Source organism: Pseudomonas sp. LM13 (genome assembly GCF_041381355.1).
In the GTDB taxonomy this organism is placed as follows: domain Bacteria; phylum Pseudomonadota; class Gammaproteobacteria; order Pseudomonadales; family Pseudomonadaceae; genus Stutzerimonas; species Stutzerimonas frequens.
In genome coordinates, this window is the sequence record NZ_JACBXH010000005.1 from 89,235 (window position 1) to 103,122 (window position 13,888).

At 66.0% G+C, this 13,888-nt stretch carries 12 protein-coding genes and 1 pseudogene; 6 read left to right on the forward strand and 7 right to left on the reverse strand.

The annotated features are described in order from the left end of the window. Positions 1-95: 95 nt before the first annotated feature. Together HZR81_RS06225 and HZR81_RS06230 are read right to left on the reverse strand one after the other, a co-directional pair. Complete coding sequence (locus HZR81_RS06225) at positions 96-1,451, reverse strand: 8-oxoguanine deaminase (RefSeq protein ID WP_500127611.1); 1,356 nt, start codon at positions 1,449-1,451, stop codon at positions 96-98. Between the two features lie 210 nt (positions 1,452-1,661). Next, a complete protein-coding gene (locus HZR81_RS06230; protein WP_125869105.1) occupies positions 1,662-2,342 on the reverse strand; it encodes an SDR family oxidoreductase in 681 nt (226 codons plus the stop codon). 200 nt (positions 2,343-2,542) lie between these two features. Between HZR81_RS06230 and HZR81_RS06235 the strand changes: the two are divergent. Continuing rightward, positions 2,543-5,260 (forward strand): annotated as a pseudogene (locus HZR81_RS06235) (HAD-IC family P-type ATPase). Between the two features lie 22 nt (positions 5,261-5,282). On the opposite strand, the gene mltF reads toward HZR81_RS06235, so the two are convergent. After that, positions 5,283-6,743 (reverse strand): membrane-bound lytic murein transglycosylase MltF, encoded by a 1,461-nt coding sequence (mltF, locus tag HZR81_RS06240; RefSeq protein WP_253748252.1) that lies wholly within the window; start codon positions 6,741-6,743, stop codon positions 5,283-5,285. A 147-nt stretch (positions 6,744-6,890) separates the two neighbouring features. Between mltF and HZR81_RS06245 the strand changes: the two genes are divergently transcribed. Together HZR81_RS06245 and HZR81_RS06250 are read left to right on the forward strand one after the other, a co-directional pair. Next, positions 6,891-7,166, forward strand: coding sequence for a GIY-YIG nuclease family protein (locus HZR81_RS06245; RefSeq protein WP_044316459.1), 276 nt, complete (start codon positions 6,891-6,893; stop codon positions 7,164-7,166). 87 nt (positions 7,167-7,253) lie between these two features. Further along, complete coding sequence (locus HZR81_RS06250; RefSeq protein WP_500127612.1) at positions 7,254-8,192, forward strand: glutathione S-transferase family protein; 939 nt, start codon at positions 7,254-7,256, stop codon at positions 8,190-8,192. A gap of 3 nt (positions 8,193-8,195) precedes the next feature. On the opposite strand, the gene HZR81_RS06255 is transcribed toward HZR81_RS06250, so the two are convergent. From HZR81_RS06255 to yejK, 3 genes are read right to left on the reverse strand one after another with little or no spacing between them, the layout of a single operon-like run. Beyond that, a complete protein-coding gene (locus HZR81_RS06255) occupies positions 8,196-9,044 on the reverse strand; it encodes a DUF4344 domain-containing metallopeptidase (RefSeq protein WP_500127613.1) in 849 nt (282 codons plus the stop codon). After that, positions 9,041-9,859 carry a polyphosphate kinase 2 family protein gene (locus HZR81_RS06260; protein WP_500127614.1) on the reverse strand — a complete coding sequence of 273 codons (819 nt, stop codon included), beginning with the start codon at positions 9,857-9,859 and terminating at the stop codon, positions 9,041-9,043. The genes HZR81_RS06255 and HZR81_RS06260 overlap by 4 nt, the downstream gene beginning before the upstream one ends. Before the next feature lie 7 nt (positions 9,860-9,866). After that, complete coding sequence (gene yejK, locus HZR81_RS06265) at positions 9,867-10,874, reverse strand: nucleoid-associated protein YejK (protein WP_063542399.1); 1,008 nt, start codon at positions 10,872-10,874, stop codon at positions 9,867-9,869. 124 nt (positions 10,875-10,998) lie between these two features. On the opposite strand from yejK, the gene HZR81_RS06270 reads away from it, so the two are divergent. From HZR81_RS06270 to HZR81_RS06280, 3 genes are all read left to right on the forward strand, one after another. Continuing rightward, positions 10,999-12,210 carry an MFS transporter gene (locus HZR81_RS06270; RefSeq protein WP_500127615.1) on the forward strand — a complete coding sequence of 404 codons (1,212 nt, stop codon included), beginning with the start codon at positions 10,999-11,001 and terminating at the stop codon, positions 12,208-12,210. Further along, positions 12,210-12,332 (forward strand): hypothetical protein, encoded by a 123-nt coding sequence (locus tag HZR81_RS06275; RefSeq protein WP_013983667.1) that lies wholly within the window; start codon positions 12,210-12,212, stop codon positions 12,330-12,332. Before HZR81_RS06270 ends, HZR81_RS06275 begins: the two co-directional genes overlap by 1 nt. Positions 12,333-12,645: 313 nt before the next feature. After that, positions 12,646-12,837 (forward strand): hypothetical protein, encoded by a 192-nt coding sequence (locus HZR81_RS06280; RefSeq protein ID WP_063542403.1) that lies wholly within the window; start codon positions 12,646-12,648, stop codon positions 12,835-12,837. A 28-nt stretch (positions 12,838-12,865) separates the two neighbouring features. On the opposite strand, the gene rlmF is transcribed toward HZR81_RS06280, so the two are convergent. Beyond that, the gene (rlmF, locus tag HZR81_RS06285; protein WP_500127616.1) at positions 12,866-13,849 is read right to left on the reverse strand and encodes a 23S rRNA (adenine(1618)-N(6))-methyltransferase RlmF; all 984 of its coding nucleotides are present in this window, start codon (positions 13,847-13,849) and stop codon (positions 12,866-12,868) included. Positions 13,850-13,888: the final 39 nt, after the last annotated feature.

A 13,888-nucleotide genomic window follows, 5' to 3' on the forward strand; every position in this document is an offset into this window, starting at 1 on the left:
CGATTCGACGCGACGCCGAGGCTCGATCGAGACTTGCGCTGGTGCGCCAGTAATCCACGGCGCCCAGCTTTGGTGCAAGCCTCGATCGTGGTTGTTTAGCCGTTTACCAGTTGCCGGGCCGCCTGCTGGTGATCGGCGATGAGTCCCTGCACGTCGAGGCCTTCGACCTGACCGTCGACGACGCGCCATTTACCGCCGACCATCACCCGGTCGGCACGGTCGGCGGCGCAAAGCAGCAGCGCGGCGATGGGATCGTGGCTGCCGGAGAAGCGCAGTTCGTCCAGCTTGAACAGGGCCAGATCGGCCTGCTTGCCGACCGCCAACTCGCCGATGTCGCTGCGCCCGAGCAGGCGCGCGGAGCCGCGGGTCGCCCAGCCGAGTACCTTCTGCGGGGTGATCTTCTCGGCGCCGTAGCGCAGGCGCTGGATGAACAACGCCTGACGCGCTTCGAGCATCATGTTGGAGGCGTCGTTGGAGGCCGAACCGTCCACGCCCAGGCCGATGATGGCGCCCTTGTCCTCGAGCTCGAGCGTGTGGCAGATGCCGGAGGCCAGACGCATGTTGGAACTCGGGCAATGGCAGATGCCCACACCGGCTGCACCCAGGCGGTGAATTTCCACCTGGTTGAAATGGATGCCATGGGCCAGCCAGGTCCGCGGGCCGAGCCAGCCGACGCTCTGCAGATAGTCCACGGTGCGCATGCCGAAGCGCTGCGCGCAGAACTCCTGCTCGTCCAGCGTCTCGGCCAGATGGGTATGCAGACGTACGTCGCGCGCTTCGGCCAGCTCGGCGCAGGCACGCATGATGTCGGTGGTGACCGAGAAGGGCGAGCAGGGCGCCAGGGCGATCTGGATCTGCGCGCCGTCGCCGCGCTCGTGGTAGCGATCGATCAGCCGCTTGCTGTCGGCAAGAATCGTCTCGGCGTCCTGCACCACGCTCTTGCAGGGCAGGCCGCCGTTCTCCTTGGACAGGTTCATCGAACCGCGGGTGAGCATGGCGCGCATGCCCAGCTCGCGGACGGCCTCGACCTGAATGTCGATGGCATCCTCGAGCCCGCCCGGAAACAGGTAGTGGTGATCCGCCGCCGTGGTGCAACCAGACAACAGCAACTCGGCCAGCGCCACCTTGCTCGCCAGCTGCAGCGCCTGTGGCGTGAGCCGCGCCCAGACCGGGTAGAGGGTCAGCAGCCAGTTGAACAGCGGCTCGTTGACCACCGGCCCCCAGGCGCGGGTCAGGGTCTGGTAGAAGTGGTGATGGGTGTTGACCAGCCCCGGCAGCACCACGTGTTCGCGGGCGTCGAAGGTCTCGTTCACCGGCAGCGCGGGCGAGGCCCCGGCGGCGAGCATTTCGACGATGACGCCGTTCTCGATCACCAGCCCGCCAGGGGCCTGGGTGTCGTTGGCGGTGAACAGGGCGAGGGGATTCTTGATCCAGATACGCTCAGCAGGCATGGCCGGCTTTCTCCTGAAGGGTTGAGTTCAGAGTAGCCAGCTCAGTTATGCCCTGTCTGCTGATCCAGGGGCGGAGGGTTGCCTCTTCCGCGGTGCGGAACGATAAGGGATGCCGCGGGGGCTGCCAAGGGCCGGTTAGTGCGGCGGTCTCGATCGCGAATGGAGCTGCAGCGGGAGAGTCCGTTCACGGTCGATCACGCCCCTACCTTCTCACCAGGGCAGTGCGTCTCCCAGATAGTCGATGTATCGATGCCCACCCTGCCCAATGGCCCGGGTCACCTGCTCGGCCATGCCGCGAGCGCTGGTCTCGACATCCAGCGGGGCCTGATCTCCACCCATGTCGGTCTTGACCCAGCCGGGATGCATCGACAGCACCGTCAGCTTCGTCTCGCCGAGCGCGGCGACGAAGGTCCGGGTCATGTGATTCAGCGCGGCCTTGCTCGCGCCGTACAGGTCCATACCCATGCCCGGACCGGTTTCGACGCTGCCAAGGATTGAGCTCATGAAAACGATCACGCCCTGATCGGGGTTCACCCGCGGCAGCAGCCGCTCGGCCAGGCGCACCGGCGCCACAGCATTAGTGAAGAACAGCTGGCCGACTTCCGCCTGGCTGGCCTGGGTGGCCGGTTTGTCTTGCGGCCCGGCGATGCCGGCGTTGACGAACAGCACGTCGAGCGGGGTGTCGGCCAGGCGCGCGGCCAGTTGGTCGACGCTGGCTGCATCATCCATGTCCAGGGTTTCGATGCGCAGCTGTGGTATTCCACTGAGCGCGTCGGCGCGCTGCGGATCACGCACGGTGGCGATCACCTGCCAGCCTGCGCTGGAAAACTGCTTCGCCAGGCCGAGGCCCAGGCCGCGGGAGGCGCCGACAATCAGTATGTTCTTTGGCATGGAACAATCTCGAAGTTCATGAAGAGGACAAGAATAGCGCGAGGATCGGCTCGGCGCGCAGCGGGCCGGCATGCGGCAATCGACCACTGCCCGAGTGTTGCAAGCCGTTTCGTTGCGATGGCCAGAGCCGCTCTGTTTCGGCTCTCATGGGCTAGCTTTGCAGTGCGCCCGGCAATGAATCAGCCACCCTGGAGAACCCAATGCCCGAACAGCAGACCCAATCGACCCGCTGGCACGCTCGTCCGGCCGAGGAGGCCCTGCTGGAACTGGACTCCACCAGCGCCGGCCTGACGCACGAGCAAGCACGGGAACGACTGCTCCGCTACGGGCCGAACCGGCTCGACGAGGCCAAGCCGACGAGCATCCTGCAGCGCCTGCTGCGCCACCTGAACAACCTGTTGCTCTACGTGCTGATGGCCGCGGCGCTGGTCACCGGGCTGATGGGACATTGGGTCGATACCTCGGTGATCCTGGCGGTGGTGGTGGTGAACGTGGTGATCGGTTTCGTCCAGGAAGGCAAGGCGGAAAAGGCGCTGCAGGCGATCCGCCATCTGCTGGCGCCGCATGCGGTAGTGCTGCGCGACGGCCGGCAGCAGGATATCGATGCCGCCGATCTGGTGCCCGGCGACGTGGTGCTGCTGGCCTCCGGCGACAGCCTGCCGGCCGATGTGCGATTGCTGCAGGCGCGCAATCTGCGCGTCGATGAAGCGGCTTTGACCGGGGAGTCGGTGCCGGTGGACAAGCAGGTCGATGCCGTCGTCGATGACGCGGCGATCGGCGATCGGCTCTGCATGGGCTACGCCGGCACGCTGGTCACCCAGGGGCAGGCGCGGGCGGTGGTGGTTGCCACTGGCGCGGCCACCGAAATCGGCCGTATCGGCCGCATGCTCGAATCGGTGGAGCAGGGCACCACGCCGCTGCTGCGCAAGATGGCCGAGGTTGCCCGGGCGTTGACGGCGGTCATTCTCGCGGCTGGTGCGCTCTTGTTCCTGTTTGGCACGCTGGTGCGTGGCATGGGCGCTGGCGAGATGTTCATGGCCGCGGTCGGCCTGTCGGTCGCGGCGATTCCCGAGGGACTGCCGGCGATCATGACCATCACCTTGGCCATCGGCGTGCAGCGCATGGCCGCGCGCAACGCGGTGATCCGTCGGCTGCCGGCGGTGGAGGCGCTGGGTTCGGTGACGGTTATCTGCTCGGACTAGACCGGCACCCTGACGCGCAACGAGATGACCGTGCAGGAGGTGATCTGTGCGGGCCAGTCACTGGAGGTCGAGGGCGCCGGATATGCGCCGACTGGCAGCTTGCTGCTGCAGGGATCGGCGGTCGATGCGGCAGCATTGACCACCCACTCGCCGGCTGCGGCCGCGCTGGTCGAGGCCGCCGCGCTGTGCAATGACGCCAGCCTGCATGAGAAGGATCAGCACTGGGTGCTGGCCGGCGATCCTACCGAGGGCGCACTGCTGACCCTGGCGATGAAGGCCGGGCTTTCACCTACCGCACGACAGGTCGACCGGCCGCGGCTGGACGTGATTCCCTTCGAATCCGAGCACCGTTTCATGGCCACCCTGCACGCCTGCGACGGCGGCAGCGAGGTATTGGTCAAGGGCGCGCCGGAACGCATCCTGGCCATGTGCTCCCAGCAGCTGCAGGCCGATGGCGTGGAGCAGGCGCTGGATGAGGCGCACTGGCACACCCAGATCGAGGCGCAGGCACGCGCCGGACGCCGGGTGCTCGCCTTCGCCCGCTGCCGGCTGGAGGCGGGCAAGGAGGACCTCGAGCATGCCGATGTCGCCAGCGGGCTGACCCTGCTCGGTCTGGTGGGCATCATCGATCCACCCCGTGACGAGGCGATCCGGGCGGTGGCCCAGTGTCGCGCGGCCGGCATTCGTGTGGTGATGATCACCGGTGACCACGGCGTGACCGCCAGCGCCATCGCCCGGCAGCTGGGCATGGGCGAGGACATCAAGGCGATCACCGGCCCGGAGCTGGAGCCCATGGACGATGCGGCCATGCGCCAGGCCGTCGCCGAGGCAAGGGTGTTCGCCCGTGCCAGCCCGGAACACAAGCTGCGGTTGGTGCGTGCGCTGCAGGCCAATGGCGAGGTGGTCGCCATGACCGGCGACGGCGTCAACGATGCGCCGGCGCTGAAGCAGGCCGATGTCGGCGTGGCGATGGGCATGAAGGGCACCGAGGCGGCCAAGCAGGCCGGTGCCATCGTGCTGGCGGACGACAACTTCGCCTCCATCGCGCATGCGGTGGAAGAGGGACGTACCGTCTACGACAACCTGCGCAAGACCGTGACCTTCCTGCTGCCGATCAACGGCGGCGAGTCGCTGTCGCTGCTGCTGGCGGTGCTGCTCGGCCTGGCGCTGCCGATCACGCCGGTTCAGGTGCTCTGGGTCAACATGGTCAGCTCCGTGGCGCTGGCCATGGTGCTGGCCTTCGAGCCGACCGAGGCGGATGTGATGCGGCGTCCACCGCGGCGACCGGACGAGCCGATGCTGTCGCGCTTCGTGATCTGGCGGATTTTCTTCGTTTCCGCGCTGTTCCTCGCTGGAATCTTCGGCATGTTCCAGTGGATGCTGGCGCAGGGCGCGACGGTGGAAACGGCACGCACCGTGGCGGTGAACACACTGGTGTGCATGGAGGTGTTCTACCTGTTCAGCGTGCGCTATCTGAAAGCACCGTCGTTCACCGTACAGGGTGTGAAGGGCACGCCGCGGGTACTGTTGGCGGTGTTCGGGGTGTTCGCGTTGCAGCTGCTGTTCACCTACGCGCCGTTCATGCAGTCGCTGTTCGCCTCCGAGGCCTTGCCGCTGGCCACCGGTGCGCTGGTGGTGCTGACCGGTGTGGCGGTGTTGGTGATCCTGGAGGTCGAGAAGGCGCTGCTGCGGCGCATGGGTGTCGGCACGTCCTGAGGCGGAGCGGGCGGCGTGCCGGTCAGAGCGGCGGCAGCTCTTCCATAAGGTCGGTGGAGTTGATGCCGGGGATGTGCAGTTCGCTGTGGGCCAGTTGCTGGCCCTCCATCTGCGGCTGGGTCACCCAGGTGAGGATGTCGTAGTAGCGACGAATGTTGGCCACGAAATGTACCGGTTCGCCGCCGCGGGCGTAGCCGTAACGGGTCTTGCTGTACCACTGCTTCTGCGCCAGGCGCGGCAGCATCTGTTTTACGTCCAGCCACTTGTTGGGATCCAGCCCTTCGGCTTCGGCCAGCTTGCGCGCATCCTCCAGATGGCCGCCGCCGACGTTGTAGGCAGCCAGGGCGAACCAGGTGCGATCCGGTTCCAAGATGCTTTCCGGCAGCCCGGCATGGACCTTGACCAGATACTTGCCACCGCCCTGGATGCTCTGCACCGGGTCGAGGCGATTGGTCACGCCCATGGCGTTGGCGGTGCGCAGGGTCAGCATCATCAGCCCGCGCACGCCGGTCTTGGAGGTGGCCTCCGGCTGCCAGTGGGATTCCTGATAGCCGATGGCGGCCAGCAGGCGCCAGTCGATGCCATGCTTCTTGGCCGTCTCGCGAAAGGCTTTCTCGTAACGCGGCAGGCGTTGCTGCAGATGCTTGGCGAAGGCATAGGCGCCGACGTAGCCGAGCACGTCGACGTGGCCGTAGTAGCGCTCGCGCAGGCGCTGCAACGTGCCGTTCTCCTGGGCCTGTTCAAGGAAGGAGTTGGCTGCCTGGAGCAGGCTGTCGTCCTCGCCCTTGGGTACGATCCAGGCCAGGCTATTCTGCTCGCCGACGTCGAAACCGGCACGGATGTTGGTGAAGTACACCTGGTTCATGGACATCTCGTTGGACTCCACCAGGGTCAGGTCGATCTGCCCCTCGTCGACCATGCGCAGCAGGTCGACCACTTCCACCGCATCGGACTGCTCGTAGCGCAGGTCCGGATACTCGGCCTGCAACGCGGCCAGCTTCTCGGCCTGGCTGCTGCCCTTGAGCACCATGATGCGCTTGCCGATCAGATCCTTCGGGCTGGTCGGTCGGCGCTGGCCGCTGCGGTAGACGACCTGGGTGGTGACGTCGAGATACGAGCGGGTGAAGCGCGCCAGCTCCTGCCGACCTTCGCTGGCCACCAGGCCGGCGGCGGCGAGTGCCGGGCCACCGGGGCGATTGAGGCGGTTGAAGATTTCTTCGATGCTGTCGGCGGTTTCGATCTGCAGCTTGACGCCGAGGGTATTGGCGAAGCGCTTGACCAGTTCGTATTCGAAGCCGGCTTCGCCGTTGCGATCCTGGAAATAGGTGGAAGGGCTGTTGCGGGTGATCACGCGCAGTACGCCTTCCTCCTGAATGCGCTCGAGCTCGCTGGGCTTTTCGGCGCAGCTGCCGAGCATCAGGAAGATTCCGATCGCCAACAGCCAGGTGGCGCAGCGCTTGCGGAACAGGGAATGGGCAAACATCGGCGCAGTATACGCAAAGGCGAACCGCCACCATATCTGGACAGCGAACGGCCTCTCTGCTAGACGCAGCCCGGATGGACGACCGCGGCGCGTCAGTTCGGCATAATGCCGGCCCTGTTGTCCCCGCCGTCGAGATCGTTGCCAAACATGACCGAGGTCCAGCCCAAGCCCTGGTTCGTCTACCTGGTGCGTGCCGCCAACGGTGCGCTGTACTGCGGCATCAGCGACGATGCCCAGCGGCGTTTCGCCGAGCACCAGCGCGGGCGTGGCGCGCGCTTTTTCCATTCCAGCCCGGCGCAGGCGCTGGTCTATGTCGAGGCCTGCGCCAGCAAGGGCGATGCGCTGCGCCGAGAAATCGCCATCAAGCGTCTGGACAAGCGTGCCAAGGAGCGTCTGGTCAGCGCGGCCGGCACCGTCGCGTGAATGACGCGCTAATCAGCCGGTAGGCTCGCCCGAGCGGAGCGTCTAAGCTGATGCTCCTTGACCCAATCCACTCTGGCGGAACCTGTCATGCACGAGCTGATCCTGCACCACTATCCCACCTCACCGTTCGCCGAGAAGGCGCGCCTGATGCTCGGATTCAAGCAGTTGTCCTGGCGTTCGGTGATGATCCCGCCGGTCATGCCCAAGCCTGATCTCACCGCGCTGACCGGTGGTTACCGGCGCACCCCGGTGCTGCAGGTCGGCGCCGACATCTACTGCGACACCGCCCTGATCGCGCGTCGACTCGAGGCCGAAAAGGCCACCCCGGCGCTGTTCCCCGAAGGCCAGGAATTCACCGCAGCGACACTTGCCCAGTGGGCCGACTCGGTGCTGTTCCTGAATGCCGTAAGCCTGGCCTTCCAGCCTGAATCCATGGTCGTGCGCTTCGCCCAGGTGCCCAAGGAGTTCGTCCAGGTGTTCAGCCAGGACCGCGCGCAGTTGTTCGCCAACGGCTCGGTGAACCGGGTGCCGCTGGAGCAGGCCAAGAGCAACTGGCCGGTGTTCATGTCGCGCCTGCAACAGCAGCTGGCGCGCGAGGAGGGCGAGTTCCTGCTCGGCGCTGCGCCTTCGCTGGCGGATTTCGCGGTCGCGCACTGCCTCTGGTTCCTGCGCGCGACGCCGGTCACCGCACCGCTGGTGGACGGCTATCCGGATATCCATGCGTGGCTGGGCAAGGTGCTGGGCGTCGGCCATGGCTCGAGCAGCGAGATGTCCGGCGAGGATGCTGTGCGCGTCGCGCGCGAGGCCGAGCCGGCGGCGCTGCCCGAGGAAGCATTCGTCGATCCGAACGGTTTCCAGGAAGGCCAGCCGGTGACGATCGCCGCGGTGGACTACGGCGCCGACCCGGTCGAGGGTGAGCTGGTGTTCGCTGGTGCTGAGGAGCTGATCCTGCGCCGCAGAGACGATCGCGCCGGCGTCGTGCATGTGCACTTCCCGCGCAGCGGCTATCGCATCGAGGCGCGCTGAGACCTACTGCGCCGCCGGGGCCGCGCGGCGCACGTTCGGCAGCTCCGCGGCCAGTTCGCGGAAGTAGGCGATGCGCTCGTAGCATAGGGTGAGCTCGCCGCTGATGCGGTTGAACCAGGCATCAGGAGCGCCGCAGGTGGACATGCGCAGGGTCAGATCGCGTGGCAACGCGAAGGCTTCGCTGGCCTTGGCCGCCACCGCTTCGAGTTCGCCGCTGGCACGGATCTTCGCCAGCAGCTCGGCACCACCGGAGAGGTGCGCAGGTGGCGTGTCGTAGACCACCTTGATTCGGTGTCGCAGCGGTTGCGTGCTGCTGCGCCCGAAGTGCTCACGAAACCACTGCACGGCATGGGCGACCTGCTCGTACTCGTCGGGGCAGTACAGTGCGCGCTCCATCGGCAGCCCGCTGACTTCCAGCACCCAGTCCAGTCGGTCCGGATCGCTGCCATAGGCCAGGCAGGCAATGTTGTAGAAACGCTGGGCGTCCAGCGCGTGACTGTCCCACACCGGCACCTGCGTGCCGCTGCGCTCGGCGCCTTGCCACTCCAGCCGCCAGTAATCGGCGACATCCATCAGCTTGGCGTAGAAGTCGTCGCGGTGCTGTTCGCGTTGCAGCAGGAACAGGCCCATGAAACCGAGCTGGTCGGCAGCGTCCTCCTCGCGACCGAGCACGGGCAGTTGCAGTTCGCTGATCAGCAGGTGCCCCATTTCGTGCATCAGGGTGAACTCGGCGTTGGCCACGGTGAAACGCACCGCGTCCACCGACGGCTCGGGCGTCGCGCCGCCGTCCTGCGCCCGCGCCAGCAACGGCAGCAGCCATAGCAGCCATAGCAGCCAGGCGAAACGGCTCATGGGGTGCCGTCCAGGTCGGCATGGCTGAACGGCGCCGGGCCGCTCGGCCAGCTCAACGCCAGGCGTTCGAGCTTACGGGCCAGCAGGCTGGCGACGATGAGGTCGCGCAGCCAGCGATGGTCAGCAGGAATCACATACCAGGGTGCTGGATCGCGGTGGGTCCGCCTCAGCACATCGGCCCATTGCGCCTGATGCTCGGCGAAGTGGCGGTGGTCGCGCAGATCGCCGAGGGTCAGTTTCCAGCGTTTTTCCGGATGATCCAGGCGGCGATGCAGGCGCCGCTTCTGCTCGGCGAGCGAAAGCTGCAGATAGCACTTGAGCGGGTGAATCCGTCGCGTGGCCATCTGCTGTTCGAACTCGGCGATCGCCGCGTAGCGTTGTGGCAGCTCCGCCGCCGCGCACAGGCCGTCACGTACATCGCTGACCAGCGCCTCGTAGTAGCTGCGGTTGAACACGCCGAGCGTGCCCGGGGCCGGCAGGCGCTCGCGGTAGCGCTGCAGAAATGCCTGGCGACGCTCGTCCGGGCTCGGCGCCTGGAAGCCGATGGCTGACATGCCGAGCGGGTCGAGGCCGGCAAGAACGCGGCGCACCACGCCGTTCTTGCCTGAGCAGTCGGGCCCCTGCAGCACCAGCAGCGGAACGTCACGTCGGTTGGCCATGAGCATGCTCTGCTGCTCGCGCAGCCAGTCCTTCAGGCCTGCCAGCTGCGCCTGTGCCTGCTGTTTGGCGAGACCATAGTCCCGTGCCGGATCGCGCCCCAGCGGCGCGCCGGGGTCGCACAGGCAGTCGTCGAGCAGGCTGTCCGGCAGGCGCATGGCGGATTCAGTCCTTGCGGCGCTTGAGCTGGTCCTTGAGCTGGGTGGGCAGCTGGCGAATGATCAGCATGTCGCGGTCCTCGTCGTATTCGATCTTCGAGCCCAGCAGGTGCGATTCGAAGCTGATCGACAACCCCTCGGCGCGGCCGGTGAAGCGGCGGAACTGGTTGAGGGTGCGCTTGTCCGGCGGGATCTCCGGTGACAGGCCGTAATCCTTGTTACGGATGTGCTCGTAGAAGGCCCGCGGGCGGTCTTCGTCGATCACCCCGGAGAGTTCCTCGAGGGTGATCGGCTCGCCCAGCTTGGCCTGGGTACTGGCGTAGTCCACCAGTGCCGAGGTCTTTTCGCGCGCCTGCTCCTCCGGCAGGTCCTCGCTCTCCACATAATCGCTGAAGGCCTTGAGCAGGGTGCGCGTCTCTCCCGGGGCGTCGACGCCTTCCTGGCAGCCGATGAAGTCGCGGAAGTACTCCGATACTTTCTTGCCGTTTTTGCCCTTGATAAAGGAAATGTACTGCTTCGACTGCTTGTTGTTCTGCCACTCGGAGATGTTGATGCGCGCCGCCAGATGCAGCTGACCCAGGTCCAGATGCTTGGCCGGCGCCACATCCAGCGACTCGGTCACCGTCACGCCTTCGCTGTGATGCAGCAGGGCGATAGCCAGATAGTCGGTCATGCCCTGCTGGTAATGCGCGAACAGCACGTGGCCACCGGTGGACAGGTTGGATTCCTCCATCAGCTTCTGCAGGTGCTCGACGGCCTGGCGGCTGAACGCTGTGAAGTCCTGATTGCCTTCCATGTATTGCGCCAGCCAGCCACTGAATGGATAGGCGCCGGATTCGCCGTGGAAGAAGCCCCAGGCCTTGCCCTGCTTGGCGTTGTAGCTTTCGTTGAGGTCCGCCAGCAGGTTTTCCATGGCCTGCGATTCGCCCAGCTCCGAATCGCGGGCGTGGAGGACGGCTGGGGTTCCGTCCGGCTTTTTCTCGATCAGATGAACAATGCAGTGGCGAATCGGCATGAGGCACTCATAGAGGTGGGTAGAACAGCTGCAGTTTAACCGAGCGGGACAGTTCGACGAGCAGTTGCTAAGGCTCTGGGTATCCTGAGTAAACTGCTCGCCTTTTCTCCAAGGAATGACGCTCATGACTGCTGCATGGCGCAACTCGGCCTGGATCCTCGCCGGTGGTTCGCTGATTCTCGCCATCTCGCTGGGGGTACGCCACGGCTTCGGCCTGTTCCTGCCTCCGATGAGTGCCGAGTTCGGCTGGGGGCGCGAAGTGTTCGCCTTCGCCATTGCTGTGCAGAACCTGATCTGGGGTCTGGTGCAGCCGGTCACCGGCGCGTTGGCCGATCGCTTCGGCGTCGCACGTGCCGTGCTCATCGGCGGCATTCTCTATGCGGTGGGGCTGGCGCTGATGGCGGTGTTCGATTCGCCAGCGACGCTGACCCTCAGCGCCGGACTGCTGATCGGCCTGGGCCTGTCGGGTACCTCGTTTTCCGTGATTCTCGGCGCTGTCGGCCGGGCGGTGCCGCCAGAGAAGCGCAGCATGGCGATGGGCATCGCCAGTGCGGCCGGCTCCTTCGGCCAGTTCATCATGCTGCCGGGCAGTCTGGGGCTGATCGAGTGGCTGGGCTGGTCTTCGGCGCTGCTGGCGCTGGGTTTGCTGGTCGCCCTGATCGTGCCGCTCGCCGGCATGATGCGCAGTCCCGCGCAGGCACCGGTAGCGGCCGGTACGCAGCAGTCGCTAGGCGAGGCGTTGCGCGAGGCGGCTGGCCATTCCGGATTCCGCATGCTGGCGCTGGGCTTCTTCGTCTGCGGCTTTCAGGTGGTGTTCATCGGTCTGCACCTGCCGGCCTATCTGGTCGACCAGCACCTGCCGGCGCAGGTCGGCACCACCGTGCTGGCGCTGGTCGGGCTGTTCAACGTGGTAGGCACCTATACCGCCGGCTGGCTGGGCAGCTGTTATTCCAAGCCGAAGCTGCTCGCCGGGCTGTACCTGATCCGCGGGGTGGTGATCAGTGTTTTCCTGCTGATGCCGCTGACCGTCTGGAGCGCCTATGCGTTCGGCATTGCCATGGGCCTGCTGTGGCTGTCCACGGTACCGCTCACCAATGGCACGGTGGCGACCATGTTCGGCGTGCGCAACCTGTCCATGCTCGGTGGCATCGCCTTCCTGTTCCATCAGCTGGGCTCGTTCTTCGGCGGCTGGTTGGGCGGTTGGCTGTACGACCGTACTGGCAGCTATGACCTGGTCTGGCAGATCGCGATCGCCCTCAGCCTGATCGCCGCGCTGCTCAACTGGCCGATTCGCGAGCAGCCGGTGGATAGGTTGCGCGCGGCGCAGGCCAACTGATGCGTCGCCTGTGGCTCGGCGCGGCGGGTGCCCTGCTATTGGGCGCGCTGGCGCTACTCGCCTGGTGGGGCTGGCAGCGTGGCGGTCTGGCGCTGCTGCAGCTGGGCCTGGGCACCTGCTGAGAACACGCCGTTCCGGCGGTTCCAACCTTTCCGATGCTTCCTGAACTTCCTGCCTGCAGGCATGGCGAGCGCAACGGCCGCCAAACGGTACGGTGGGTAGGGAATCAATCGGCCAATCACTGCTCAAAGACGAAGCGGCGTAGAAGAAGTTAAGAACAAATCGCCGGTTCTTAGCAGCAAGCTATCGGCATTTGTGCGTGCACGCCCATGAACACGCGGCAGTCCAGGTCCCTGATTCCAGGCGTGGCTGTCGCATAACCGTCATCAACAGTTGGTAAATACCTGCCGCACGCAGTCAATGGAGCAATAACCGATGTCCACTCTCACCGAACTCGCCCAGCAAATCGCCAAGCTCTATCCGCTGCAGGACAAGCGCGTCGGCAAGCGATACCGCGTGGTAGGCGAGCTGGCCGGGATGACCGAACTGGAAGAGATCAACGGCGAGCCGCGCTACATCCGTACGCTGGCGCTCAAGGACCGTCAGGTCTGGGATCTCGCGGTCTGATGCATCGGCAGTCGAGCGCCGCCGCGGTTCAGGTCCGCGGCCAGCGCTCGGTGCGCCAGGCAGCCTGTTCGGCTGCATCGAGAAAGGTCCAGGCGACGAAGCGGCTTTTCTTCTGCCCCTGGGCCATATCCAACGCCTGAACCTGCCGCGCACCGAGGCGTTGCAGGCGCGCCATCAGCGGTGCCACGTTGCCGCCCTTCGATACCAGCGTACTGAACCAATAGACCTGCCTGGTGAAGGCCAGGCTCTCATCCGCCATGCGCGCGACGAATGCCGCCTCGCCACCCTCGCACCAGAGCTCTGCCGCCTGGCCGCCGAAGTTCAGCTTCGGCAACTTGCGGCTCGGGTCCAGTTTGCCGAGATTGCGCCACTTGCGCTGACTGCCGCTGGCAGCCTCGGCCTGCGAGGCGTGGAATGGCGGATTGCACAGCGTCAGCTCGAAGCGATCCTCCGCCGCCAGGATGCCCTTGAAGACCTGCTTCGGCGCGTCCTGCCGGCGCAGTTCGATGGCCTTGTCGAGCCCGTTGGCGGCGACGATGGTGCGCGCCGAGGCCAGCGCCGTGGCGTCGATGTCGCTGCCAGTGAAGCGCCAGCCATATTCGCGATGGCCGATCAGCGGGTAGATGCAGTTGGCGCCGGTGCCGATATCGAGCACCCGGACCGCGGCGCCACGCGGGATGACGCCGCCGTTATCGGCGGCCAGTAGGTCGGCCAGGCCGTGCAGGTAATCCGCCCGTCCCGGCACCGGCGGGCAGAGGTAGCCGGCAGGAATGTCCCAGTGCTGGATGCCGTAGAACTGCCGCAGCAGCGCGCGATTGAATACCCGCACCGCATCCGGATTGGCAAAGTCGATGCTCTGCTTGCCGTAGGGATTGAGAATGACGTACTCGCCCAGCTCCGGGCAGGCGGCGATCAGCTTGGGAAAGTCGTAGCGGCCGCTGTGGCGGTTGCGTGGATGCAGCACGGCCTTCGGCTCGGCAGGGCGCGGCTGGGACGAGGTTTTGCGTGGCATTGGATCGACTGGAGGTTGGCGGCTGGGCGCGCATTGTCC